Below are 24,109 nucleotides of genomic sequence, written 5' to 3' on the forward strand. Positions count from 1 at the left end.
TGACAAGCACCTCCGCGCCGTGTTTTGGCTTCGTATCGGGGTGCGGGGGTGGTGTGGGTGCCTGGCTGGGTTGGGTGCGCTGGTGCGGTTTTAGTGCCGTGAAGGGCTCCTTGCGGGGATCAGATTCCCGGAAGGAGCCCTTCACGGACTGTTCCCGCAAGGAGCCCTTCACGGACTGTCGTCAGCGGCCTTGGAAGTTCGGCTTTCGCTTTTCGGTGAAGGCTTTCGGGCCTTCCTTGGCGTCGGCGGAGGCGAAGACTTCGATGCCGTACTTGGCGTCCAGTTTGAAGGCGTCTTCCTCGTGCATGGCTTCGGTGTCGCGGATGGTCTTGAGGATCGCGCGTATCGCGAGCGGGCCGTTGTCGTTGATCAGTTCAGCGAGTTCCAGCGCGCGAGCCAGCGCCTGACCGTCGGGGACGACGTGGCCCACCAGGCCGATGTCGCGTGCCTCCGCAGCGGTGATGTGCCGGCCGGTGAGGAGGAGGTCGGCGGCGACGGTGTACGGGATCTGCCTGGGCAGCCGCACGGCCGAACCGCCCATCGGGAACAGGCCCCACCGCGGTTCGGAGACGCCGAATTTCGCGCTTTCCCCGGCCACCCGGATGTCCGTGCCCTGCAGGATTTCCGTGCCGCCCGCGATGGCCGGGCCCTCGACGGCGGCGATCAGCGGCTTGGTGAGCCGGCGGCCCTTCAGCAGGCCCTCGATGCGGCTCGGGTCGAAGGAACCGTTCGAGAAGGACTTGTCAGGAGCGTTGCGGGACATGGATTTCAGGTCCGCGCCCGCGCAGAACGCGCCGCCGGCGCCGGTGAGGACGCAGCTGCGCACCTGGTCGTCGGAATCCACCCGGTCCCAGGCTTCGACCATGATCGAGAGCATTTCGCCGGTGAGGGCGTTGCGGGCTTCCGGACGGTTCATCGTCACCACGAGCGTGTGGCCTTCGAGGCGGACGAGTGCGTGGGGTTCGGCCACCGGGGCCTCCTTCTCCTCGGGCCGGGGTCATTGCCCAGAACGATAACATGTTCTACTTTGGGTGCGTGGCACTCAACATCGCGGATCTACTCGAGCACGCCGTCGACGCCGTGCCGGAACGCGTCGCGGTCGTGTGCGGACCGCGCCAGGTCACCTTCGCGCAGCTGGAGAAGCGCGCGAACCAGCTGGCGCACCACCTGGCCGCGCACGGCGTGGGACCCGGTTCCCACATCGGTGTCTATTCCCGGAACTCCATCGAGGCGCTGGAAACCATGTTCGCCGCGTACAAACTGCGCGCGATCGCGGTGAACGTGAACTACCGCTACGTCCACGGAGAGCTCCGCTATCTGTTCACCAACGCCGACCTGGTGGCGCTGGTGCACGAGCGGCGCTACTCCGACCGGGTGGCGGCAGTGCTGCCGGAGACCCCAAAACTGAAACACGTTGTAGTCGTCGAGGACGGGTCGGACACGCCGTACGAGACGGGCGTCGAGTACGAGTCGGCGCTCGCCGGCGAGTCGGCCGAACGCGACTTCGGCGAACGCAGCGCCGACGATCTGTACATCCTCTACACCGGCGGCACCACCGGCTATCCCAAGGGCGTGCTGTGGCGGCACGAGGACATCTGGCGCGCGCTGGGCGGCGGAATCAACTTCGTCACCGGCGAGTACGTGCCGGACGAATGGACGCTCAGCGAACAAGGAAAATCCGGTCAGCTCGTCCGCCTGCCGGCCGCGCCGCTGATCCACGGGGCGGCGCAGTGGGCCGCGTTCGGCGCGCTGTTCACCGGCAGCCCGGTGGTGTTCGTCCCGCAGTTCGACGCGCACGACGTGTGGCGCGCGGTGCAGGAACACCAGGTGCAGGTGCTGACGATCGTCGGCGACGCGATGGCGCGGCCGCTCGTGGACGCGTACCGCTCCGGCGATTACGACGCGTCGTCGCTGGTCGCGGTGTCGAGCCACGCGGCGCTGTTCTCGCATTCGGTGAAACAGGAATTCCTGGAGATGCTGCCGAATGTCGTGATCACCGACGCGATCGGCTCGTCGGAAAGCGGCTTCACCGGAATCGGCATGGTGGGCAAGGATTCCGACCATTCCGCGGGCCCGCGGGTGAACTTCGGCAAGGACGCCATCCTGCTGGACGACGACGGCAACGTGGTCGAACCGAAACCCGGCGCGGTCGGGCTGATCGGCCGCCGCGGCCACGTCCCGCTCGGCTATTACGGCGACCCGGAGAAATCCCGCACCATTTTCACCGAAGTGGACGGCGTCCGCTACGTCGTGCCCGGCGACTACGCGCGCTACGAGGAAGACGGCACGGTCACCTTGCTGGGCCGGGGATCGCAGTGCGTGAACACCGGCGGCGAAAAGGTGTATCCGGAAGAAGTCGAGGGCGCGCTGAAATCGCATCCCGACGTTTTCGACGCACTGGTCATCGGCATTCCGGACGAACGGCTGGGCCAGCGCGTCGCCGCCGTCGTCCAGCCGCGTCCCGGCGTGAAACCGGACCTGGCCGCGCTGGAAGCGCACGTGCGGACCGAGGTCGCCGGATACAAGGTGCCGCGGACGGTGTGGCTGGCCGACGAAATCGGCCGCTCGCCGAGCGGGAAGCCGGATTATCCGTGGGCCCAGCGGTACGCCGCCGAACACGAACCCGCCTAGGAGGGCGCATGCGCACATCGCTGTGCGACCGGTTCGGCATCGAGGTGCCGATCTTCGGATTCACCCCGTCGGAGCACGTCGCGGCCGCGATCAGCCGCGCGGGCGGCATGGGCGTGCTGGGCTGCGTCCGGTTCAACGACGCCGCCGAACTCGACGCGGTGCTGTCCTGGATGGACGAGAACACCGACGGAAAGCCTTACGGCGTCGACATCGTGATGCCGGCGAAGATCCCGTCCGAAGGCACCCAGACGGACCTGAACGAGCTGATCCCGCCGGGCCACCGGGCATTTGTCGACAAAGTGCTGAAAGATCTCGCGGTCCCGCCGCTGCCCGACGACACCGACGAACGCGCCGGGGTGCTGGGCTGGCTGCACTCGGTCGCCCGGTCCCATGTGGACGTCGCGCTGAACCACCGGATCAGCCTGATCGCCAACGCACTGGGCTCGCCCCCGGTCGACGTGATCACCCGCGCGCACGACGCGGGCGTCCCAGTGGCAGCCCTCGCCGGAAAGGGCGTCCACGCGGCTCGCCACGTCGACAACGGCGTGGATCTCGTTGTCGCGCAAGGACACGAGGCAGGCGGCCACACCGGCGAAATCGCGACCATGGTGCTGGTCCCGGAAATCGTCGACGCCGTAGGCGACCGCGCCCCGGTTCTGGCGGCCGGAGGGATCGGCTCCGGCCGCCAGGTCGCGGCCGCGCTGGCCTTGGGCGCTTCGGGCGCGTGGATGGGTTCGTACTGGCTCGCGACGGAGGAATACCTCCAGACGATGCCGGACTCGGAAGCGATGCAGACCGCACTGGTCGCGGCGACCTCCGCGGACACCGTCCGGACGCGGATCTACACCGGCAAGCCCGCGCGCCTGCTGAAGACCCGCTGGACGGAGGCCTGGGCGGCGCCGGGCGCGCCGGAACCGCTTCCGATGCCGCTGCAGAACCTGCTGGTTTCCCACGCCCACAACCGGATCCACGCCGCCGCGGACCCGTCGGTGGTGTCGATGCCGGTGGGCCAGATCGTCGGCCGGATGGACCGGGTGCGCCCGGTGGCCGAGGTGATGGCGGATTTGGTGCGGGGCTTCGAGGAGACGGTTTCCCGGCTGGACAAGATCCGCTGAGGCTCAGGCGAGCCGCTGCTTGATGAACAGGGCGGCCCGGTCCAGGGCTTGTCCTGCTTCGTCGAGCGTGTCGGTGAAGGTCTGGAAGACGTGCGGGACGTCGGCGGTGATGTCGAGGATCACGTCGACGTCCGCCTCTCGGGCGCGTTCGGCCAGCCGGACCGAGTCGTCCAGCAGGATCTCGTTCGTGCCGACTTGCAGGAGGATCGGCGGGAAGCCGGTCAGATCGGCGTGCACCGCCGGGGCGAGGAGCGGCTGCGCGGGATCCGCGCCGGCCAGGTACAGTTCGCCGGTTTTGCCCATGCTTTCCCTCGTGAAGAACGGGTCCGCCGCCTCCTTCGTCACCATGGACTCCCCGGAGCGGGTGTGGTCGAGTCCCGGCGAGAACGCGACGATCCCGGCGGGCAGCGGAAGTCCCGCGTCGCGGGCGGCCAGGGTGGTGGTCACGGACAGGCCGCCGCCCGCGGAGTCGCCGGCGAAGACGATCGAGGACGGGTCGCCGGCTTCCAGCAGGCTGCGGTAGGCGGCGAGGCCGTCTTCGATTCCGGCCGGGAACGGGTGCTCGGGCGTGAGCCGGTAGTCCAGCGAAAGTGCGCGGATTCCGGTGCGCAGCACCAGATTCGCGGTCAGCGCCATCGCGGTGTGCGGCGAACCGAGCGAGAACGATCCGCCGTGGAAGTACAGGATCGTGCCCGGCCGCTGGTCTCTCGGCGGCTCGACGAGCACCGCTGGTCGCCCGGCGAGCGTCGTCGGGGTTTCGCGATGCTCGGCGGGGACGGGGTACTGGCTCATCAACGCAGCGAACCCGGCCCGCATCTCGTCGATCGTCGACGCTTCGGGCTGCTCCGGCGCCTGCAGAAGCTTCTCGGCGATCGCGCGGCGCTGGTCCCTGCTCATCGGCACTCCTGAAAATTCTGCGGAAGTATCTTCCGTGGCATGTAATGCTAGAATATATGCCATGGCAGGTACTTCGGCAAACGAGCAGCTCTTCGACCATTTGGTGCGCTGCGAGACCCGGGTCTACAACGCGCTGAGCGACGGCCTCAAGGCCGAACACGGGATCGGCGCGGCGCAGTTCGAGTTCCTGCGGTACCTGGCGCGCCATCCGCGGTCGCGGGTCGCGGACCTCGCGGTGAACTTCGCCGTCGGAATCGGGGCGACCAGCAAGGGCGTCGACCGGCTCGAAGCACGCGGATGGGTGCGCCGGGCGCCGAACCCGGAGGACCGGCGGTCGTCGCTCCTCGAGCTGACCCCCGCCGGCCGGGAGCTGGCCGACGCGATGGAGAAGACGTTCCAGGACCAGCTCGAGGAACTGCTCGGCTCCGTGGTGGGGGACGACCGGGCCGCGACGGTCGTCTCGGTGCTCGCCGAGCTGCGCGAGGTGCTGGAAGAGCGGAACGTCGGGCTTCCGGCGGGCTAGGACCCGCGGGATTCGCCCCTGTTCCGTGCGCTCTGACGGAGCGTAATGCGTGGTGCTTGCCCCGTGACTTCCCGGCGCAGCGCCGCGCGCAGCTCGCCGTGCGCCGCGCCGCGTGCTGCTCACCGTGCCCGCAGCGCCGCGTGCAGCTCGCCGTGCGCCGCGCCGCGCGCAGCTCACCGTGCCCGGCGCGCCGGAGGCCGGAATGTCCCGTAACGGGATCTGCGCACGAGGCAGACCGCACGGCTTGCCTCGGGTTGGCTCTCCCCGGCAGCGATTCCCGGCTCTCGGGATCCTGCTGGGTACTGGCCGCACTCCAGTGCACGGGAGTGTTGGCCGCGCTCCCGTGCACTGGAGCGGTGCAACCGCGGCGGCTCCCGGTGGGCTGGCATCGCGGCCTCCGCTCCGGAGGGTCCGCACTCCGGCGTGCACCTTCCCTCACCGGAAGGCACTGCTCAAGCCGGGCACGGAACCCCGTCGGAATCCCGCGCCCGACCCGGCGAACAGGGTCAGATCTTCCCGGCCGCCTCGGCGATGTCGGAGGCGAAGCTGCTCACCTCGGTGTACACGCCGGGCGCGTGGGCCCGGGCGCAGCCGTCGCCCCAGCTGGTGATGCCCACCTGGACCCATTCGCCCGCTTCGTCGCGACGGAACATCGGGCCGCCGGAGTCGCCCTGGCAGGTATCGACGCCGCCAGTGTCGACCTTGCCCGCGCAGAGTTCCGCGTCCGGTTTCAGGTCGGCGTAGTCGCCGCCCTGGGACTGGCACGTCGCGTCGTCCACGAACGGGACCTCGGCCTTCAGCAGATACCGCTGCTGCGCGCCGCCTTCCTCGGCCGCGCCCCAGCCGGCGATGGTGAATGTGCCGGAGTTGTTGTCGGCGTTCTTCGCGATCGGCAGCGTCGGGATGCCGCTGACCGGGCTCGCCAGCTTGATCAGCGCCCAGTCGCCGCCGGTGGAGTCGTACGTGGGGGACCGGTAGACGTAGGCCGAGCGCACCTTCTTCGCACTCGAACTCTGCAGATCGACCACGCCGAGCGTCGCGGTGATCGACGAGTCCGCTCCGGTGCGGTCGACGCAGTGCGCGGCGGTCAGCACGATCTGGTTCGTGTACAGCGCGCCGCCGCAGCCCATCGAAAGCCGGACCATCCACGGGAATTCCCCTTGGCCGGCGCGAGTTCCGCCCACGATCTGCGGCTCGGCTCCTGGCGAGGGCGTCGACGCCACGGCGGGCGTCGCGAATCCGGCGGCGGCCGCGAGCGCTGCCGCGCCTGCCAGGATTCGGGTGAGCATGCTGAAGTTTCGCTTGTCGGCCAAGGGGAATGTCCTTCCGGTGTCCACTGTGGAGCTTCCGCTCCCGGAGGCGGGGAGGTGTCGTGCGGTGACGGATCGACTACACCAGAGCGGCGGTAAGCGGACAACCAACTTTCTTCGGATCTTTGGGATTCTTCACCGGATCCGGCGGATTTCGCCACCGGGCGTGAGCGGAAAAAGCAGTCTCGACCTGCGGATCTGTGCTGATGGGCGGAACCGGTGGGAGGCGGAGCGAGGGGGACTTTCGCGCACCGAGCAACGCGAGCCAGGCCGGAAGCCCTGCTGGCAAAACGAAATCTCAGCGCGTAGTCACCCGACGGCGCACGAAGTACGCCGCCACGCCCAACCCCAGCACCAAACACCCGCTGAGCACCGAGGCGACCGGCAAGCTGAACGCCAGCACCGCACACCCCGCCAAACCGCCGGCCGCGACCGCCTTCGGCGCGGCCCCTTCGTCCCGGCGCAAGGTCAGCGCGGAAGCGTTCGCCACCGCGTAATAGGCGAGCACCGCGAAGGACGAAAACCCAATCGCCCCACGCAAATCCGTCGTCGTCGCCAGTATCGCGACCACCATGCCCACCGTCAGCTCGGCCCGATGCGGCACCGAAAACCGAGGGTGCACCGCGGCCAAGAAACGCGGCAGATGCCCGTCCCGCGCCATCGCGAGCGTCGTCCGCGAAACCCCGAGCACCAAGGCCAGCAACGAACCCAACGAGGCCACCACCGCGCCCGCTCGAACGACCGGCGACAGCGAGGGCGCGGCCGAAGCGAGCGGATCGGGGCTCGCGCCGATCCGGTCCGGCCCCAACGTCACCAGCAGCACCACCGCCACCACGGCGTACACCACGAGCGTCAGCCCTAAAGCGAGCGGAATGGCCCGCGGAATAGTGCGCGCCGGGTCACGGACTTCCTCGCCGAGGGTGGCCAGCCGGGCATAACCGGCGAACGCGAAGAACAGCAACCCCGCCGCTTCGAGCACTCCGCCGCCGCGAAACGGAGTCCAGGGGGAAACGTGCGGGCTGGAGAAACCGAAAACCGCGACCAGAGCGAGGACCGCGAGAGTGAGGCAGACGATCGCCCGGGTCGCCAACGCGGACCGGTGCACCCCGAGATAGTTCACTCCGGTGACCACTCCGATCACGCCCACCGCGAGGACGCTCCGCCAAGGCTGGCCGAGCCCGGGCGCGGCGTACGCGACGACAGTCAGCGTCATCGCCGCGCAGCTCGCCGTTTTCCCGGCGACGAAACCCCAACCCGCGAGGTATCCCCAGAATTCACCCAGGCGAGCGCGTCCGTACACATAGGTGCCACCGGATTCCGGATACTGCGCGGCCAGCCGGGCGGAAGAAGTCGCGTTGCAGTAGGCGACCAACGCGGCTACAGCAAGCGCGGGCAGCAATCCCGAGCCCGCGGCACGCGCGGCCGGGGCGAACGCGGCGAAAACGCCGGCGCCGATCATCGAACCGAGTCCGATGAAAACAGCGTCGGCCAGGCCGAGCCTGCGGGCCAAAGGCATCGCGCGGTTCCTCCCATGGGGTCAGTTCGCGAGACAGCGAACCACGCGCCGCGCGTCTGGCATAGGCTCGGGTCTCGTGCCTACGTCTTCGCCGCTGTCCCGCCTGTCCGCCGACGGACCGGTCCGTGACGGCATTCCGGATCACGGCCGCGTGCCGCGCTACTACGCGGTGAAGGTCGAACTGCTGGCCGTCATCGCCGAATTGGGCGAAGGCTGCGCGCTGCCCACGGAACGCGAGCTGTGCGAACGGTTCGAGGTGTCCCGCGCGACGGTCCGGCAGGCGGTGAGCGAGCTGGTCCTCGAAGGCAGGCTGTCGCGACGCCAGGGGAGCGGCACTTACGTCGCCGCGCCGAAGCTGGTCCAGCCGCTCGCGCTGGTCAGCTACACCGAAGGCCTGCGCCGCCAAGGCATCCGCCCCGGCCGCACGCTGATCACGCTCGAACGCCACGCCGCGGGCACCGGACTGGCCGCCGACCTGCGGATCGAACCGGACGCCGAAGTGATCCACCTGGAACGCGTCCTGCTCGCCGACGACGAGCGCGTCGGCCTCGAATCGACCTTCCTCCGCGCCGACCGGTTCCCCACGCTGCCGGAGGACTTCGACCCGGAGCGCTCGCTGTACGCGTACCTGCGCGACGAGCTGGGCGTGGTCTTCGACGGGGCGGAAGAACGCGTGGAGACCGTGCTCGCGTCACCCCGGGAAGCGCTGCTCATCGGCACGAACCCGGCGCTGCCGATGCTGCTGATGCACCGCGTGTCGTGGGGCCCGGACGGCGAGCCGTTCGAGCGGGTCCGGTCGCTCTACCGCGGGGACCGGCTGAGCTTCGTCACGCGGTTGAGCCGCGTCGAGTAGCTGTCGCCTCCCTCGTCGCCGGTTCGTTCCTCGGCCGTTGACCGAGATCGCACTCTGGACCGCCCATGCGGTTCTGACCTTGCTGTTCGCTTGGCTCGGCGTGCTGAAGTCGACGATGCCCCCGGGAGTGGCTGCTCGAGACCGGGCAGACCGGGGTGACGCGTATCCGATGCCGGTCGCTCAGGCTGACCGGCGTCGAGCACTGGCCGCAGATAACAGAACGGTAACTCATCCGGTCCAATATTCGAGGCTGCTTCATCTCGCGTTCCCCGGGCCGACAGGCTCCGTTGGGCGCGGGCGGCGACTGTTGCGGCCGTGCGAATCCTCATCGTTGGCGGCGGCGTGCTCGGCACCCAGCACGCCTGGCAGGCCGTCGAGCGCGGCCACGAAGTCCTTCAGCTCGAACGCGAGCCGGAGGCGCGCGGAGCGTCCGTCCGCAATTTCGGGCTGGTCTGGGTCGGCGGCCGCGCCTCCGGGCCGGAGCTGGAGACCGCGGTGCGCGCCCGGGAGCTGTGGGAACGGATCGGCGAACGCGTGCCCGCGCTGGGTTTCCGGCCCAACGGTTCGCTGACGGTCGTCCGCACGGACGCCGAGCTGGCCGTCGCGCAGGAGGTCGTCGCCCGGCCGGAGGCGGCGGAGCGCGGTCTCAAACTCCTCGACGCGGAGGAGACCCGGGCGCTGAACCCGGCTTTGCGCGGCACCTTCGCCGGAGCGTTGTGGTGTGAGCGCGACGCGGCGGTCGAACCGCGGACCGCGCAGCCGGCGCTTCGGGAAGCGCTCGAAGCGAGCGGCCGGTACCGCTGGCTGCCGGGGCGCGAGGTGCGGAACCTGACGGAAACCGGCGTGGTCGACGATCACGGCGAGCGGCACGAAGGCGACGTCGTGGTGTTCTGCACCGGCGCGTGGCTCGGCGGGCTGGTCCGCGAGATCGCGGGCGAGCTCCCGGTGCGCCGCGTCCGGCTGCAGATGGCGCAGACCGAACCGCTCGGCGAACCGTTGCCCACCAGCGTCGCGGACGGCGACAGCTTCCGGTACTACCCGGCCTATCGCGGCGCGGCGCTCGACGCGCTGAACGAAGGCCAGCCGCAGGGCGAAATCGCCGCGCAGAACGCCATGCAGCTGCTGATGGTGCAGCGCCGCGACGGTTCGCTGACCATCGGCGACACGCACGAGTACGCGCAGCCGTTCCCGTTTGACGTCACCGAAGACCCGTACGAACACCTCGCCGAAGTAGCGAGCGCATTGCTCGGCCGGCCGCTGCCGAAGATCCGCCGTCGCTGGGCCGGCGTCTACGCGCAGGCCACCGACCCGGCCGCAGTGGTGCACCGGGAACGGCTGTCCGGCAACGCTTTCCTCGTCACCGGCCCTGGCGGCCGGGGGATGACCTGCTCGCCCGCAATCGCCGAAGACACCGCAAAGGAGCTGGACTGGTGACCACCGAACTCGTCGTGTTCGACATGGCCGGAACCACCGTCGCGGACGACGGACTGGTCGAACGTGCCTTCACCGCGGCGATCGCCGCCGCCGGAGTGTCCGAAGAGGACGACCGATACGCCGGAATGCTCGACTATGTCCGGGAAACCATGGGCCAGTCGAAGATCACCGTGTTCCGCGCGATGCTCGGCGACGAAGACCTCGCCCAGCGCGCGAACGCCGAATTCGAGGGCTCGTACGGCCGGATGGCGGCGGCGGGGGAGTGCAAGCCGATCCCCGGCGCCGAGGAAACGATCCGCGGCCTGCGCGAGCGAGGCGTCCGGGTCGCGTTCACCACCGGCTTCGCGCCCGCGACTCAGCGCGCGCTGCTGGACGCGCTCGGCTGGCACGACCTCGCTGACCTCGCGCTCGCGCCCGGCGACGGCGTGCGCGGCCGTCCCTACCCCGACCTGGTCCTCGCGGCCGCGCTGAAACTGCAGGTCACCGACGTCCGGGCCATCGCGGTCGTCGGCGACACCCCCGCTGATGTCCGGACCGGCCTGGCCGCCGGCGCCGGAATCGTCGCCGGAGTGCTCACCGGCGCCAGCAGCCGCGGCGAGCTGGAAGCCGCGCACGCCACCCACGTTCTCGACTCCGTCTCCGCCCTCCCCGCCGTACTCGAAGGAGCTGCTCAGTCATGAACATCCGGAAAGCGACCGTCGTCGCTCTCGTCGCGGCCCTCGCCGGCCTGCTGTCCGCGTGCGGCGGCACCGCGGGCGGCGCGTCCGGCGACCAGACCGTCACCGTGTACACCGCGGACGGACTGGAAGACTGGTACAACGCCCGGTTCGCCGAATTCAAACAGCAGACCGGGATCACCGTCCAGGCCGTCACCGCCGGTTCCGCCGAGGTCGTTTCGCGCGTCGGCAAGGAAAAGGCCAACACCCAGGCCGACGTGCTCGTGACGCTCCCGCCGTTCGTCCAGCAGGCGGCGAAGGAAGGCCTGCTCGCCGCGTCCGCGCCGAAGGGCGCCGACCAGGTTCCGGCCGCGCAGAAGGATCCGCAGGGCCGTTACTACGCGCTGATGAACAACTACCTCAGCTTCATCTACAACCCGCAGCAGGCGAACCCGGCCCCGAAGACCTGGAACGACCTGCTCGACCCGAAGTACAAGGGCAAGCTCCAGTACTCGACGCCGGGCGAGGCAGGCGACGGCACCGCGGTGCTGCTGCAGGCGCAGCACGTGTTCGGCGAGCAGGGCGCGCTCGACTACCTCGGCCGTCTGCAGGCGAACAACGTCGGGCCGTCGTCGTCCACCGGCAAGCTGCAGCCGAAGGTCGCGAAGGGCGAGATCCTCGTCGCCAACGGGGACCTGCAGATGAACCTGGCCGAGATCGACAAGAGCGGCGGGTTCTCGGTGTTCTTCCCGGCCGACGCGCAGGGCAAACGCTCCACCTTTGCGCTGCCGTACTTCGCCGGCCTGGTCAACAACGCACCGCACGCGGACAACGCCCGCAAGCTGCTCGACTTCCTGTTCTCGGCCGAAACCCAGGCGAAGGCCAGCGACGCGTACGGCATCCCGGCGCGCACCGATGTCAAGCCGCAGGGCCCGAAGGCGGCGAAGATCACCGCCGCGATGTCCGGTGTGGACGTTTGGACGCCGGACTGGAACGCCGTCCTCGGCCGTCTCGACGCCGACCTCGCCGCGTACCGGAAGGCCACCGGGCAGTGACTCCGGCAGTCGAGTTCCGCGGCGTATCCGTCCATTTCGGAGCGACGCAAGCACTTGCCCCGCTGGACCTTTCGGTGGCCCGCGGGGAAACGCTGGCCCTGCTGGGGCCGTCCGGCTCCGGCAAGTCGACCGCGCTCAAGGCGCTCGCCGGATTCCTCCGGCCGAGTGCCGGACGGGTGTTGCTCGACGGCCAGGACGTCACCGACTTGCCGCCGCACCGGCGCGGTCTCGGCGTCGTGGTGCAGAGTTACGCGCTTTTCCCGCACCAGCGCGTCGCCGACAATGTCGCGTTTGGACTGAAGGCGCGAAAGACGCGCCGAGCGGATGTCGCGCGGCGTGTCGGCGAGGTGCTGGAACTGGTCGGGATGAGCGAGTACGCGCGGCGCTATCCCCGTGAGCTTTCCGGTGGGCAGCAGCAACGGGTCGCGCTGGCGCGGGCGCTGGCGATCCGGCCCAACGTGCTGCTGCTCGACGAGCCGCTGTCCGCATTGGACGCCGCCCTGCGCGAGGACATGGTCGCGGAACTGCTCCGGTTGCGCGCCGAATTGCCGGACACCACGCTGATCTACGTCACCCACGACCAGAGCGAGGCCCTCGCGCTCGCCGACCGGATCGCGGTGCTGCGCGATTCCCGGCTGGTCGAACTCGGTCCGTGCGAAGAGCTGTACCGTCGTCCGGCCACCGAGTTCACCGCGAGCTTCCTGGGCGCGGCGAACCTGATCCCGGTCGAACTGGTGCGCGCGGACGGGGCGGTCGCGACGGTCCGGCTGGCCGGGCGGGAGCTGTCCGCCGAACCGTCCGGCACGCTCCAGCCGGAACGGCCGGTGGCGCTCGGCGTGCGGCCGCACCGGATTTCGGTCGGCGAGCCCGGGCCGGGCACCTTCCCGGCGCTGGTGCGCGGCGTGCAGTGGCGGGGTTCCGGATACCGGCTCGACCTGCGGCTCACCGACGAGGTCGGCGACATCCGCGCCGAGGTGCCGGACAGCCCGGTGCTGCCCGCGGTCGGCGACCGCGTCGGGGTGTCCATTCCGGACGGCTGCCCGCTGGTTGGGGTGGGCGGATGACCGGCCTCGCACTCGGCACCGCCGCGGTCGCCCCCGCCCGGCGCGCCGCGCGCCCCCGCCGGTACCGGATCGGCTGGCTGCTGCTGCCCGCGATCGTGGTCGGCGGCTTCTTCGGCTACCCGCTGGTGCTGGTGATCCTGCAGTCGTTCACCGCACAGGACGGCAGTCTCGGGCTTTCGGTGTGGAAGCAGGTGCTGTCTTCGCCGGAATTCGGCCGTGCGGTGTGGCAGACGGTGTTGCTGGCCTTGGGTTCCACAGTCGGGTGCGTGCTGCTCGGCGGTTTCCTCGCGTTGGTGGTCGCGTTCGTCCCGTTCCCGGGAGCGACGCTGCTGGCCCGGCTGGTCGACACGGTGCTGGCGTTCCCGTCGTTCCTGATCGCGCTGGCCTTCACCTTCCTTTACGGCGGCGCGGGCGTCTTCGGCACCGCTGGGTTTCTGTACTCGCCGTGGGGCGTGCTGCTTGCCGAGATCACCTTCTACACGCCGTTCGTGATGCGGCCCGCGCTCGCTGCGTTCAGTCAGGTTCCGTCGGCGCAGCTGGACGTGGCGGCGAGTCTCGGCGCGCGGCCGGGTCGAGTGTTGTGGCGGGTCGTGCTGCCGGAAGCCTTGCCGTCGCTCGCATCAGGTGCGTGTCTGGTGCTGCTGCTGACGATGAACGAGTTCGGCATCGTGCTTTTCCTCGGCGCCAAGGGCGTCTCGACGTTGCCGATGCTGGTGTACGGCAAAGGAATCGTCACGTTCGACTTCCCGGCCGCGTCCGTGGTCGCAGTGGTGAACGTGGTGCTGTCGCTGGCGCTCTACGCGGTTTACCGGCGAGTGGTCGGGAGGGGAGGCCGTCGTGCTGCTGTGGACGCGGCGTAGCCGGTTGCTGGTGTGGCTGGTGTTCGGCGTGGTTTTTCTCGCGGTGGTGGCCGCGCCGCTGGTGATGATCGTGCTGGCGTCGTTCGCCGGGAGCTGGACCGGGGTGCTGCCCAGCGGGCTCACCGGGGCGCACTACGCCGAGGCGCTGTCCGGCGAGACGTTCGCGAGCCTGTCGGTGAGCGTGCAGACCGGGGTGATCACGTCGCTTGTCTCGGTGCTGATCGGGACCTGGGCCGCGCTGGCCGTCGACCACGCGCCGCCAAGGCTGCGCCGGATCGCGGATTCGCTGTTCCACCTGCCGATCGCGGTGCCGTCGGTGGTGCTGGGGCTGGCGTTGCTCGTGGCGTTCAGCCGTCCGCCGCTGGCGTTCAACGGCACGCGCTGGATTGTCCTGGCCGGACACTTGATGATCCTGCTGCCCTTCGCCTACAGCACGGTTTCGGCCGCGCTGCAACGCGTCGACCCGCTGCTGGCGCAGGCCGCGGCGAGTCTCGGCGCGCGTCCGCTGCGGGTGCTGCTGCGGGTCCGGTTGCCGGTGCTGCTGCCCGCGATGTCCGCTTCGGCCGGTTTGGCGCTGGCGATGTCGATGGGCGAATTGGGCGCGACGATGATGCTGTACCCGCCGGACTGGCGGACGCTCCCGGCGACCATTTTCACCCTCACTGACCGCGGACAGGTGTTTCTGGCGTCGGCGAGCACGGTGCTGTTGCTGGTGGTGACACTGGCCGGGGTGGTGCTGCTGGGGCTGGTGCGGGGAAAGGCTTCGGCCCGGTGAAATAGTTTCCCCGCCCGGGTGCAACCTTCGAGGCCGCGATTCCGTCCGCGATGCATGCGGACTACAGGGAAAATCGTGGGAGCGAGCGCGCTGCTGCTGACGGTCGCGGCGTGCGGGGGCAACGGAACCGTGGCTGCGCCGGTTTCCTCGGGGCCGCCACCGTCCAGTTCGACGTCGGTTTCCTCGCCGCCGCCGGCTTCGTCGTCGGTCGCGCCGCCGCCGACGTCAGCGCCGCCGAAGAGCCGTCCTACCCAGGGCGTGCCGCCAGGGGATACCGCGCCCGCTCCGGGGCAGATCGACGCTTCGGCGCTTCCGGCTGGATATCCCCACGACGTCACGCTCGCCGAGGGCGGTTCGGTCGTGGTGATCCAGGCGGAAGAGGGCGGATGCGACAAGATCAGTGCCAAGGCGGGGGAGCAGACGGCTGCTCGGGTGATCGTGCTCGTGACGATCACCAAGCCGCCGCACGGGCAGATGTGCCCCATGCACGTGCGGGAGATTTCGCTGCCGGTGCGGCTCGCCGCGCCGCTGGGCGGACGCGAATTGGTCCTGAAACCCGGTCCGTGAAGATCGGGTGCAACCCGCCGCGGCGGTCGTCCCGTCCCAGGGGCATGAGGTACTCGACGAAGCTGATCGGAACGACACGACTGGCAGGCGCGGCGCTGGTGCTCACGATGGCGGCCGGGTGCGGCGGCCCGGCGAACATGGCGAACGCACCGGCGTCCGGGTCCGAAACCGCGCCGCAGGGCGGCAGCACGACCAGCAGTTCGCCGTCGGTGCCGCCGCCGGGGAAGCCGCAGTTCGACCCGCCGCAGGGCGCGCAGCGGGTGCCGGACAACCGCGTGGACGGGGCTGCGCTGCCCAAGACGTTTCCGAAGGAGGTTTATTCGGACAACGGGGGGACGGTGCTCGTGGTGCGGGCTGAGGAAGGGGGCTGCGGGCATGCGCTGGGGGAGGCTGTTGAGCAGACTCCGCAGAAGGTCGTCGTGGATTTGAGCGAGACGAAGGCACAGACCGGGCAGATGTGCACGATGGATTTGCGGCATCCGGTGATTTCGGTGGCGTTGGCTGCGCCGTTGGGGGAAAGGACTGTGGTTTTGAAGCAGTCTCCGCCTCGGTGAGGTTGGTCGCGGCGGGTCGGACGGCTTCGTCGGGGGGTCGTTCGGCTCGTCGCCCTGGCGGGCGACATTGCCGGTTAGCGGGTGCGTGGGGCACCCCGAAGCCTGAGTGTGCTGACGGTCTTGGGGTGCTTGTCAAGGCGGGAAAGCGTGCCTTGACAAGCACCCCAAGANNAGCACCCCAAGACCGCAGGGAGGCTTCGTATCGGGGTGCGGGGGAGGGGCTGGGTGCCTCGATCGTTGGGTGCAGCGGTTGCGGATCGTGGGGGGTGGACTTTCTTGGCTGGTGGTCCACAGTGGACACCGCTGGTGCTCGCGATGGCTGTCGGGGGCGCGTCGATGGCTGTGGGGGGCGTGCGGCCTTAGGCTGCGGGGATGGGAACTCGCCAGGTTTCGCGCAGTGCGGTGATCGCTGCTGAGCCGGAACGGATATTCGCGCTGCTGGCCGATCCGGCGCAGCATCCGCTCATTGACGGGTCGGGGACGGTGCGGGCCAGTCGCGGGGCCGCACCTGACCGGTTGTCGCTCGGGGCGCGGTTCGGCATGGAGATGCGGATGGGCGCGCCGTACCGGATTCAGAACACCGTCGTCGAATTCGAGGAGAATCGGCTGATCGCCTGGCGGCACTTCTCCGGGCATCGGTGGCGGTGGCTGCTCGAGCCGACCGGGGACGGGCGGACCGAGGTCACCGAGACCTTCGACTGGTCTACCGCGCGGTCGCCGCTCGCGATCAGGTTGCTTGGGTTTCCCAAGCGCAACGCCGAGGCCATCGAGAAGACTCTCGCCCGGCTGGGCGGGATGTTTCCCGGATGACCTCGGCGTCGCGAGGGGTCAGCGGAAGCTGATCTGCAGGACTGGTTCGCTGGTTTCGGAGAAGAAGTCGTTGCCCTTGTCGTCGATGACGATGAACGCGGGGAACTCTTCGACCTCGATTTTCCAGACTGCTTCCATGCCGAGTTCGGCGTACTCGAGCACGTCGACCTTCTTGATGCAGTCCTTCGCCAGCCGCGCGGCCGGGCCGCCGATCGAGCCCAGGTAGAAGCCGCCGTGTTCCTTGCACGCGGCGGTGACCTGCTTCGACCGGTTGCCCTTCGCCAGCATCACGAGCGAGCCGCCCGCTGCCTGGAACTGGGCGACGTACGAGTCCATCCGGCCGGCCGTCGTCGGGCCGAACGAGCCGGACGCGTAGCCGTCCGGCGTCTTCGCCGGGCCCGCGTAGTAGACCGGGTGGTCGCGCAGGTACTGCGGCATCTCCTCGCCCGCGTCCAGGCGTTCGGCGATCTTGGCGTGCGCGATGTCGCGCGCCACGACCAGCGGGCCGGTCAGCGACAGCCGCGTCTTCACCGGCAGTTGCGACAGCTGCGCGCGGATCTGGTCCATCGGCTGGTTCAGATCGACCGACACGACCTCGTCGGACAGGTCGTCCTCGGTGACGTCCGGCAGGAAGCGGGCCGGGTCGCGTTCGAGCTGCTCGATGAACACGCCCTCGCTCGTGATCTTCGCCTTCGCCTGGCGGTCGGCCGAGCACGACACCGCGACGCCGACCGGGCAGCTCGCGCCGTGCCGCGGCAGGCGGATCACGCGGACGTCGTGGCAGAAGTACTTGCCGCCGAACTGCGCGCCGATGCCGAACTGGCGCGTCATCTCCAGCACCTGCTGCTCGAGGTCGCGGTCGCGGAACGCGTGGCCCAGCTCGGAGCCCTCGGCCGGCAGATCGTCCAGATAGCGCGCCGACGCGAGCTTCGCGACCTTGAGGTTGAACTCGGCCGACATGCCGCCGACCACGATCGCCAGGTGGTACGGCGGGCACGCCGCGGTGCCCAGGCTGCGCAGCTTCTCGTCCAGGAACCGGGCGAGCCGCTTCGGGTTCAGGACCGCCTTCGTTTCCTGGTACAGGAACGTCTTGTTCGCGCTGCCGCCGCCCTTGGCCATGAACAGGAACTCGTACGACGGGTCCGCCGCGTCCGAATCCTTGTGATACAGCTCGACCTGCGCCGGGAGGTTCGTGCCGGTGTTGCGCTCTTCCCAGAAGTTGATCGGCGCCATCTGCGAGTAGCGCAGGTTCAGCTGCTGGTAGGCGTCGAAAATGCCCTTCGACAGCGCCCGCTCGTCGTCGCCGCCGGTCAGCACGCCCTCGGTGCGCTTGCCGATGACGATCGCGGTGCCGGTGTCCTGGCACATCGGCAGCACGCCGCCGGCCGAGATGGCCGCGTTGCGGAGGAGGTCCATCGCGACGAAACGGTCGTTGCCGCTGGCTTCCGGGTCGTCGACGATCGCGCGCAGCTGCTGCAGATGTGACGTACGCAACAGGTGCTGGATGTCGGTGATCGCCGTGCGCGCGAGCGTCGTCAGCGCCTCCGGATCGACCTTCAGAAACTTCCGCCCGGCGGCTTCGACGGTCTCGACGCCGTCGGCGGTGACCAGCCGGTACTCGGTGGTGGTGTCCTTGCCGAGCGGCAGGACTTCGGTGTGCTGGAACGTGGTGGGCGGCACAGCGAGGCTCCTTTGCCCTGATCGGGATTGGCCCACGGTACTCAGCGGGTTCCGCCCGGTCGCACGGGCGCGGCGGCGCTGTGGGATAGCGCACGCTCGCCGCGGGAGGGAGCGGGCAAGGTCGGGAGGCCGGGCCCACCCCGACGGGCCCGACCTCCCGGGGAAAGCGGACCGGGTGCGCACACACCCGCCCGCGTGACTAACGGGACCCTCGCCGGCGCGTTGACCGGACGCCGCCCGGCGGGGGTCGCGAACGCTTGCTACCCACTGCCCGGAAGGGCCAAACGCGGTTTCCCCGATCGGGTGCGCGGAGTGGTGACGCAGCTGCGGTGAGTAGCGGGAAAACCGGGAGCAATGGGATAAAGCGCGACACGGAAGCGTGATCCCCGTGCACTGGGGTGACTGAAGTGGCTAGTGAGGCTGGTGGTGTTGATGAGGCAATTTGTCGCCAATTCGCCAGGCCTTCCCCCCGCGGCGTCCAGACGAGTGAAATCCAGGCCCGGACACGACAAAACCCCCGGTCCGGAAGCCGAACCGAGGGTCTTGCGCAACCAGCGGCGCGAACCGCTGCCCATCGAAACAATCTTCTGGTCGAAGGTCGCCGTCCCGCCTGACCGGGCCCCACCCCGGTCCCCTCGGAAACCTTGACCTGCCTGCCCGCGCGCTCGCCGCGGCCTGGCTCACCGGTCCCCACCGGTCAGCCCGCCGCGCCAGCCCGAATCAGCCCGCCGGCCGGCTTCTCCGCCCGCTCCGGGGCCGGGTCCCGAATCCCGGTTCCGGAGCGGGAAGAAACTCAGCTGGCGTACGCCCGCAGCCGGTCGGCCCGCTCGCCCTGGCGCAGCTTCGCCATGACCTCGCGCTCGATCTGCCGCACGCGCTCGCGCGACAGGCCGAAGTGCTTGCCGATCTGGTCGAGCGTGCGCGGCTGGCCGTCGTCGAGGCCGTAGCGCAGCCGGATGACGTGCTGTTCGCGGTCGTCCAGCGTCGCCAGGACCCGGCGGAGGTCGTCCTGCAGCAGGCCGGAGATGACGGCGCTCTCCGCGTCGGTCGCCTCCGAGTCCTCGATGAAGTCGCCCAGCGGGGCGTCCTCCTCGGTGCCCACCGGCATGTCGAGGCTCACCGGGTCGCGGGACTGGTCGAGCAGGTCCGAGATCTTGTGCACCGGGATGCCCGATTCGGCGCTCAGCTCCTCGTGCGTCGCGTCGCGGCCGAGCTGCTGGTGCAGGTCGCGGCGGATCCGGGCCAGCTTGTTCACCTGCTCGACCAGGTGGACCGGCAGCCGGATCGTGCGGCCCTGGTCCGCCATGCCGCGGGTGATGGCCTGGCGGATCCACCAAGTGGCGTACGTGGAGAACTTGAACCCCTTGGAGTAGTCGAACTTCTCCACTGCGCGGATCAGGCCCAGGTTCCCCTCCTGGATCAGGTCGAGCAGCGGCATGCCCCGTCCGGTGTAGCGCTTCGCGAGCGACACCACGAGCCGCAGGTTGGCCTCCAGCAGGTGGTTCTTCGCGGTGTGGCCGTCGCGCACCAGCGCGCGCAGCTCCTTGCGGCGCTGCGGCGTGAGGTCCTCGGCGGTGTCGAGCATGTGCTGGGCGAAGACCCCGGCTTCGATCCGCTTCGCCAGCTCGACCTCGTCGGCCGCGGTGAGCAGCGCGGTCTTGCCGATGCCGTTCAGGTACACGCGCACCAGGTCGGCGGCGGGGCTCTGGGCGTCGAGGTCGGCGTCGGCGAGCGCCCCCACGCTCACCCGCTCCTCGGTCTGCTGTGCTGGAATCCCGCGCTCGCGAATCCCGCGCGCTTCGCGTTCGAGAGTCTGGACTGACATTCTGCCTCCCCGGTCACGGGCTGAACGTGTCTCGCCGGCGCCTGCGGAACGGGGCCTGTGGAATCCCGTGCCCGCGGGCCCAGCCGGCTTGGCTGGACATCGGTCTCAACGCTCCGGGAAGGCGAAACGTTCCCGGCTCGCTGAAATGAGGACGGGCGTCCCCGTCCCGCGGTTGCTCCACCAAAACTGAGGTTTTCCTGAGAACCGCGCCGCTGCCGGAAATGCGCTCGAATCGCGCTCGGTGCCTTCGATGTTACGCGGGCGGTGCCAATGTGGTCTAGACCTCAACGAGAACGGTGAACGGGCCGTCGTTCACGCTCTCCACCGCCATCTCCGCGCCGAACCGTCCGGTCGAGACGGTCGCGCCGCGGCCGCGCAGTTCGGCGACCACGGCGTCCACCAGGGGTTCGGCGATTTCCGGCCGGGCAGCGGCGGTCCACGACGGGCGGCGGCCCTTGCGGGTGTCGCCGTAGAGCGTGAACTGCGACACCACGAGCAGCGGAGCCCCGGTCGTCGCGCACGATTCCTCGTCGCGCAGCACCCGGAGCTCGTGCAGTTTGCGGCCCATCGTTTCGACCTTTCCGAGATCGTCGTCGCGGTGCACGCCCAGCAGCACGAGCAATCCCGGTTCTTTGAGCTCTCCGACGATCTCCCCCGCGACGGTCACGCTCGCGCGGGTGACCCGCGCCGCCACCGCCCTCACCGCGGCGAACCCGGCACGAGCATGCCGTGCCGCACAAGTTCGCGGACGATCGGCAACGCGGCGGCGGTCAATTCGGCCGAATCGAGGCCCTGCGCGGCGGACAGCAGCTCCAGCAGATCCGACAGCGGCAGCGCGCCGCGGCACCCGGCGAGCAGCCGCGTGGTGAGTTCGTCGACCTCGTGCTGCCAACCCGGCCCGTCCGTACGGTGCAACCGGCGCACCGTCGTCTCCCAGCCTTCGTCGCCGGGAGAATCGACGCGTTCGAGCAGCACTGTGTCGGGTACCCGGAACGCTACGTCCAACACGTTGTCGCCGTGCGTACGCAGCCACTCGACGCGATCGAGCCAGTTCGCCGCTTCAGGGCCCAGCGGGTCGTCGTAAGCCTGTCGCAGGTCTTCGCAGACAACTGTCGGCGTCTGACCGTTTGCCCGACGCAGTGTCACGAAGCCGAATCCGATGCCCTGTACGTCGTTTTCGGTGAACCAGTCGAGCCATGCCGCCGCCTTGGCACGGCCTTCGGGCGAGCGCGGGTCGATGCCTTCGTCGCGCAGCCAGGTGCCGACGTACAGCCCGGGGTCGGCGACGTCGCGCTGTACGAACCAGGCGTCGGTCTCGGGCGGCAGCCAGCGCGCGACGCGGTCGCCCCAGTCTTCGCCGCGGCGGTGCAGCCAGGAGGCGAGGAGTTGGCCGGTGCCGCCGTCGTTGAGAAAGCTCGGCAGCTGACGGACGACCAGCGCACTCGCGTCGTCGCCGGCCAGGCCGGAATCGCGGTAGGTGTAGTCGACGCGGGGCGGACCGACCACGAAGGGCGGATTGCACACGATCTGGTCGAACCGGCGGCGCGCGACCGGCGCGAACCACTCGCCGCGCAGCAGTTCGACCTCAAGCTCGTTCAGCCGGAACGTGGCCGCGGCCAGGGCGAGCGCGCGGGCCGAGACGTCGGTCGCGGTCACCCGCTGCGCGTGCCGGGTCGCGTGCAGGGCTTGGACGCCGTTGCCGGTGCCCAGGTCGAGCAGGGTGCCGACGGGGCGGCGGCTGGTCGCGCGGATCAGGCTCAGCGACGCGTGCCCGACGCCGAGCACGTGGTCCTCGGGCACGACGTGGCCGAGCATGTCGGCGTCGAGGTCGGAGACGACCCACCACGAGCCCTCTTCGTCGCCGTGCGGGCGGATATCGAGCGCGGCGCGGAACTCGTCCCCGACTGTCCGCAGGATCCCCGCGGCCACCGCGTCGTCCACGCTGAGCGGCGCGAAGGCCGCCGAGACGGCCTTCTCCGTCTCGGCGAGACCGAGCAGGAACAGCCGGATGAAGACGCCGAGGTCCCCGGCGTCGAGGCTCGCGCGGCGGGCGGGTTCGGGCTCGCCGCGGCCGAGCGCCGTGTGCGCCGCGCCGCCGAGCGCGTCGACGACACCGTCGGCGTCGTAGCCGGTGCGTCGGAACGCTTCGCGCAGCCGTGCGCAGACGTCGTCGGAAAGGTCAGGAAGAGGCGTGTTCGTGCTCACGGTGGGTAAGCCTGCCACGATGAGCATCGTGACCACCGAGACCACCGAGCGTGTCCTGGCTCCGCTTGAAGCGGCACTGCCGGAGCTTGAAGCGCTGTACGTCGATCTGCACCGGCATCCCGAGCTGGCGTTTACCGAAACTCGCACGGCAGCCGAGCTGGCCCGACGGCTGACTGAAGACGGCTTCGAGGTGCACACCGGCATCGGCCGCACCGGCGTCGTCGGCGTCCTGCGCAACGGCGAAGGACCGACTGTGCTGCTTCGTGCGGACATCGACGCGCTGCCGGTCGAGGAGCAGACAGGCCTCTCGTACGCGAGCACTGCGCGCGGCGTCGACTCCGAGGGTCGCGACGTGCCGCTGATGCATGCCTGCGGGCACGACATGCACGCGACGTGGCTCTCCGGGGCCGCGCATCTCCTCGCGGCTTCGCGGGACCAGTGGTCCGGCACGTTGCTCGCGTTGTTCCAGCCCGGGGAGGAGGCTGGCGACGGCGCGGCCGGGATGGTCCGCGACGGGCTCTTCGAGCGGGTCGGCCGACCGGACGTGGTCTTCGGCCAGCACATCGTGCCTGGTCCGGCCGGGTGGGTGCTGACGCGTCCGGGCGTGATCATGGCCGCGACCGACACCTTGCGGATCACCCTGCACGGTCGCGGCGGACACGGTTCGCGGCCGGAAACCACCGTCGACCCGGCGGTGCTGGCGGCGTCGGTGGTGCTCAAGCTGCAGACGATCGTGTCGCGCGAGATCGCGGCGACCGAGCCTGCGGTGGTCACTGTCGGCTCGATGCACGTCGGGACCGCGGCGAACGTGATCGCTGACCACGCCGTGCTGGAGGTCAACACCCGCGCCTTCGACGACGCTGTGCTGCTGCGGCTGCGCAAAGCGATCGAGCGGATCGTCAACGGCGAGGCCGCGGCTGCGGGCGCGCCTCAGCAGCCGACGGTGGAGGTCGTCGCGTCGTATCCGGTCACGGCGAACGACGCGGCCGCATCGGACGAGCTGACCGAGGTGTTCCGGGCGCACTTCGGTGCGGAGGCGACGATGCCCGCGCCGTTGGTCACCGGCAGCGAGGACTTCAGCGAATTCGGCCGGGCAGCGGGCGTACCGTCGGTGTTCTGGTTGGTCGGCGGCTTCGACGCACAGCAGGTGATCACGGCGATGACCGAGGGGCGGTTCGAGACCGACGTGCCCTCGAACCACTCGTCCAAGTTCGCGCCGGTGCTGCATCCGACGTTGCGGACCGGGGTCGAGACGCTGGTCGTCGCCGCGTTGTCCCGGTTCGCCCGCCCGGGTGTCGCGCAAGGGCGGTGAGTGAGACGATGGAACGCGGAGGTGGTGCTGTGAACGCACCCCACGGACCCGATCCCCGCCCCGAGCCGGTGCTGATCACCGAGGCCGAGCCGTCGCTCGACGATCAGCTGGCGGCGCGGAAGCGGAAGTACGTCATCATGATGGTGTGCCGGATTCCCTGCCTCGTCCTGGCCGGGCTGACCTATCACACGTGGTGGCTGGCGATTCTTTTCCTGGTGATTTCGGTGCCGTTGCCGTGGATCGCGGTGCTGATCGCGAATGACCGGCCGCCGCGGAAGTCGGAGAAGGTCAATCGGTTTGCGCGGGACGCTCGGCAGATCGAGGGGCGGAAGCATCGGGTGATCGACGGGTAGGTCCCGGTTCTGGGCGGGCGGCTCGTCGCCCTGGCGGGCGACATTGCGCCTTCCGGCGTGCGTGGGGCACCCCGAAGCTTGATTGTGCTGACGGTCTTGGGGTGCTTGTCAAGG

The 24,109-nt window shown here is 69.8% G+C and carries 24 protein-coding genes; 16 read left to right on the forward strand and 8 right to left on the reverse strand.

Annotated features, from left to right (window positions below; all coding sequences use genetic code 11):
• Nucleotides 1-181: 181 nt before the first annotated feature.
• Nucleotides 182-970, reverse strand: a complete 789-nt coding sequence (locus L942_RS22145; protein ID WP_037363600.1) for a crotonase/enoyl-CoA hydratase family protein — start codon at nucleotides 968-970, stop codon at nucleotides 182-184.
• A 65-nt stretch (nucleotides 971-1,035) separates the two neighbouring features.
• Here L942_RS22145 and L942_RS22150 point away from each other — a divergent pair, with 65 nt between their 5' ends.
• Together L942_RS22150 and L942_RS22155 are read left to right on the forward strand one after the other, a co-directional pair.
• Nucleotides 1,036-2,631 carry an acyl-CoA synthetase gene (locus tag L942_RS22150; RefSeq protein ID WP_200862885.1) on the forward strand — a complete coding sequence of 532 codons (1,596 nt, stop codon included), beginning with the start codon at nucleotides 1,036-1,038 and terminating at the stop codon, nucleotides 2,629-2,631.
• An 8-nt stretch (nucleotides 2,632-2,639) separates the two neighbouring features.
• On the forward strand, nucleotides 2,640-3,746 hold the full coding sequence (locus tag L942_RS22155; RefSeq protein WP_037363605.1) for an NAD(P)H-dependent flavin oxidoreductase: 1,107 nt from the start codon (nucleotides 2,640-2,642) through the stop codon (nucleotides 3,744-3,746).
• Between the two features lie 3 nt (nucleotides 3,747-3,749).
• On the opposite strand, the gene L942_RS22160 is transcribed toward L942_RS22155, so the two are convergent.
• Nucleotides 3,750-4,643 (reverse strand): alpha/beta hydrolase, encoded by an 894-nt coding sequence (locus L942_RS22160; protein ID WP_037363607.1) that lies wholly within the window; start codon nucleotides 4,641-4,643, stop codon nucleotides 3,750-3,752.
• Between the two features lie 61 nt (nucleotides 4,644-4,704).
• Here L942_RS22160 and L942_RS22165 point away from each other — a divergent pair, with 61 nt between their 5' ends.
• Nucleotides 4,705-5,166, forward strand: a complete 462-nt coding sequence (locus tag L942_RS22165; RefSeq protein ID WP_037363610.1) for a MarR family winged helix-turn-helix transcriptional regulator — start codon at nucleotides 4,705-4,707, stop codon at nucleotides 5,164-5,166.
• Nucleotides 5,167-5,672: 506 nt separating this feature from the next.
• Here the strand turns inward: L942_RS22165 and L942_RS22170 are convergent.
• On the reverse strand, nucleotides 5,673-6,479 hold the full coding sequence (locus tag L942_RS22170; protein WP_037363612.1) for a serine protease: 807 nt from the start codon (nucleotides 6,477-6,479) through the stop codon (nucleotides 5,673-5,675).
• Nucleotides 6,480-6,774: 295 nt separating this feature from the next.
• Nucleotides 6,775-7,992: an APC family permease gene (locus L942_RS22175; protein ID WP_037363615.1), complete on the reverse strand. Its 1,218-nt coding sequence runs from the start codon at nucleotides 7,990-7,992 to the stop codon at nucleotides 6,775-6,777.
• Between the two features lie 76 nt (nucleotides 7,993-8,068).
• On the opposite strand from L942_RS22175, the gene L942_RS22180 reads away from it, so the two are divergent.
• The 10 genes from L942_RS22180 (at nucleotide 8,069) to L942_RS22225 (ending at nucleotide 16,620) form a co-directional block, all read left to right on the forward strand.
• Nucleotides 8,069-8,845 (forward strand): GntR family transcriptional regulator, encoded by a 777-nt coding sequence (locus tag L942_RS22180; protein ID WP_037363618.1) that lies wholly within the window; start codon nucleotides 8,069-8,071, stop codon nucleotides 8,843-8,845.
• Between the two features lie 315 nt (nucleotides 8,846-9,160).
• A complete protein-coding gene (locus L942_RS22185) occupies nucleotides 9,161-10,279 on the forward strand; it encodes a TIGR03364 family FAD-dependent oxidoreductase (protein ID WP_037363621.1) in 1,119 nt (372 codons plus the stop codon).
• On the forward strand, nucleotides 10,273-10,959 hold the full coding sequence (locus L942_RS22190) for a phosphonatase-like hydrolase (RefSeq protein WP_081655168.1): 687 nt from the start codon (nucleotides 10,273-10,275) through the stop codon (nucleotides 10,957-10,959). Before L942_RS22185 ends, L942_RS22190 begins: the two co-directional genes overlap by 7 nt.
• On the forward strand, nucleotides 10,956-11,990 hold the full coding sequence (locus tag L942_RS22195; RefSeq protein ID WP_106964979.1) for a 2-aminoethylphosphonate ABC transporter substrate-binding protein: 1,035 nt from the start codon (nucleotides 10,956-10,958) through the stop codon (nucleotides 11,988-11,990). The genes L942_RS22190 and L942_RS22195 overlap by 4 nt, the downstream gene beginning before the upstream one ends.
• A complete protein-coding gene (locus L942_RS22200; RefSeq protein ID WP_037363623.1) occupies nucleotides 11,987-13,054 on the forward strand; it encodes an ABC transporter ATP-binding protein in 1,068 nt (355 codons plus the stop codon). Before L942_RS22195 ends, L942_RS22200 begins: the two co-directional genes overlap by 4 nt.
• Nucleotides 13,051-13,914: a 2-aminoethylphosphonate ABC transporter permease subunit gene (locus L942_RS22205; RefSeq protein ID WP_037363625.1), complete on the forward strand. Its 864-nt coding sequence runs from the start codon at nucleotides 13,051-13,053 to the stop codon at nucleotides 13,912-13,914. The genes L942_RS22200 and L942_RS22205 overlap by 4 nt, the downstream gene beginning before the upstream one ends.
• Nucleotides 13,892-14,689, forward strand: coding sequence for an ABC transporter permease (locus L942_RS22210; protein ID WP_037363628.1), 798 nt, complete (start codon nucleotides 13,892-13,894; stop codon nucleotides 14,687-14,689). Before L942_RS22205 ends, L942_RS22210 begins: the two co-directional genes overlap by 23 nt.
• A 75-nt stretch (nucleotides 14,690-14,764) precedes the next feature.
• On the forward strand, nucleotides 14,765-15,256 hold the full coding sequence (locus L942_RS22215) for a hypothetical protein (RefSeq protein WP_081655169.1): 492 nt from the start codon (nucleotides 14,765-14,767) through the stop codon (nucleotides 15,254-15,256).
• A gap of 44 nt (nucleotides 15,257-15,300) precedes the next feature.
• Nucleotides 15,301-15,810: a hypothetical protein gene (locus L942_RS43055; RefSeq protein WP_235079316.1), complete on the forward strand. Its 510-nt coding sequence runs from the start codon at nucleotides 15,301-15,303 to the stop codon at nucleotides 15,808-15,810.
• A 372-nt stretch (nucleotides 15,811-16,182) separates the two neighbouring features.
• Nucleotides 16,183-16,620 (forward strand): SRPBCC family protein, encoded by a 438-nt coding sequence (locus L942_RS22225; RefSeq protein ID WP_037363637.1) that lies wholly within the window; start codon nucleotides 16,183-16,185, stop codon nucleotides 16,618-16,620.
• A gap of 18 nt (nucleotides 16,621-16,638) precedes the next feature.
• Here L942_RS22225 and L942_RS22230 read toward each other — a convergent pair whose 3' ends face one another.
• Nucleotides 16,639-18,300, reverse strand: coding sequence for a fumarate hydratase (locus tag L942_RS22230; RefSeq protein WP_037363639.1), 1,662 nt, complete (start codon nucleotides 18,298-18,300; stop codon nucleotides 16,639-16,641).
• A gap of 195 nt (nucleotides 18,301-18,495) precedes the next feature.
• On the opposite strand from L942_RS22230, the gene L942_RS44365 reads away from it, so the two are divergent.
• Entirely contained in the window at nucleotides 18,496-18,633 is a 138-nt protein-coding gene (locus tag L942_RS44365; protein WP_158684505.1) for a hypothetical protein, read from the forward strand.
• Nucleotides 18,634-19,093: 460 nt separating this feature from the next.
• Here the strand turns inward: L942_RS44365 and L942_RS22235 are convergent, their stop codons facing one another.
• From L942_RS22235 to L942_RS22245, 3 genes are all read right to left on the reverse strand, one after another.
• Nucleotides 19,094-20,125 (reverse strand): sigma-70 family RNA polymerase sigma factor, encoded by a 1,032-nt coding sequence (locus L942_RS22235; protein WP_037363642.1) that lies wholly within the window; start codon nucleotides 20,123-20,125, stop codon nucleotides 19,094-19,096.
• Nucleotides 20,126-20,402: 277 nt separating this feature from the next.
• Nucleotides 20,403-20,828, reverse strand: coding sequence for a D-aminoacyl-tRNA deacylase (dtd, locus tag L942_RS22240; protein WP_037363649.1), 426 nt, complete (start codon nucleotides 20,826-20,828; stop codon nucleotides 20,403-20,405).
• On the reverse strand, nucleotides 20,825-22,330 hold the full coding sequence (locus tag L942_RS22245) for a DUF7782 domain-containing protein (protein ID WP_037363651.1): 1,506 nt from the start codon (nucleotides 22,328-22,330) through the stop codon (nucleotides 20,825-20,827). Before L942_RS22245 ends, dtd begins: the two co-directional genes overlap by 4 nt.
• A gap of 19 nt (nucleotides 22,331-22,349) precedes the next feature.
• Between L942_RS22245 and L942_RS22250 the strand changes: the two genes are divergently transcribed.
• Nucleotides 22,350-23,642 (forward strand): amidohydrolase, encoded by a 1,293-nt coding sequence (locus L942_RS22250; RefSeq protein ID WP_037363653.1) that lies wholly within the window; start codon nucleotides 22,350-22,352, stop codon nucleotides 23,640-23,642.
• 8 nt (nucleotides 23,643-23,650) lie between these two features.
• Nucleotides 23,651-23,995 (forward strand): DUF3099 domain-containing protein, encoded by a 345-nt coding sequence (locus L942_RS22255; RefSeq protein WP_051166147.1) that lies wholly within the window; start codon nucleotides 23,651-23,653, stop codon nucleotides 23,993-23,995.
• Nucleotides 23,996-24,109 lie beyond the last annotated feature (114 nt).

It is taken from the genome of Amycolatopsis orientalis DSM 43388 (genome assembly GCF_000411975.1).
Lineage (GTDB): Bacteria > Actinomycetota > Actinomycetes > Mycobacteriales > Pseudonocardiaceae > Amycolatopsis > Amycolatopsis orientalis_D.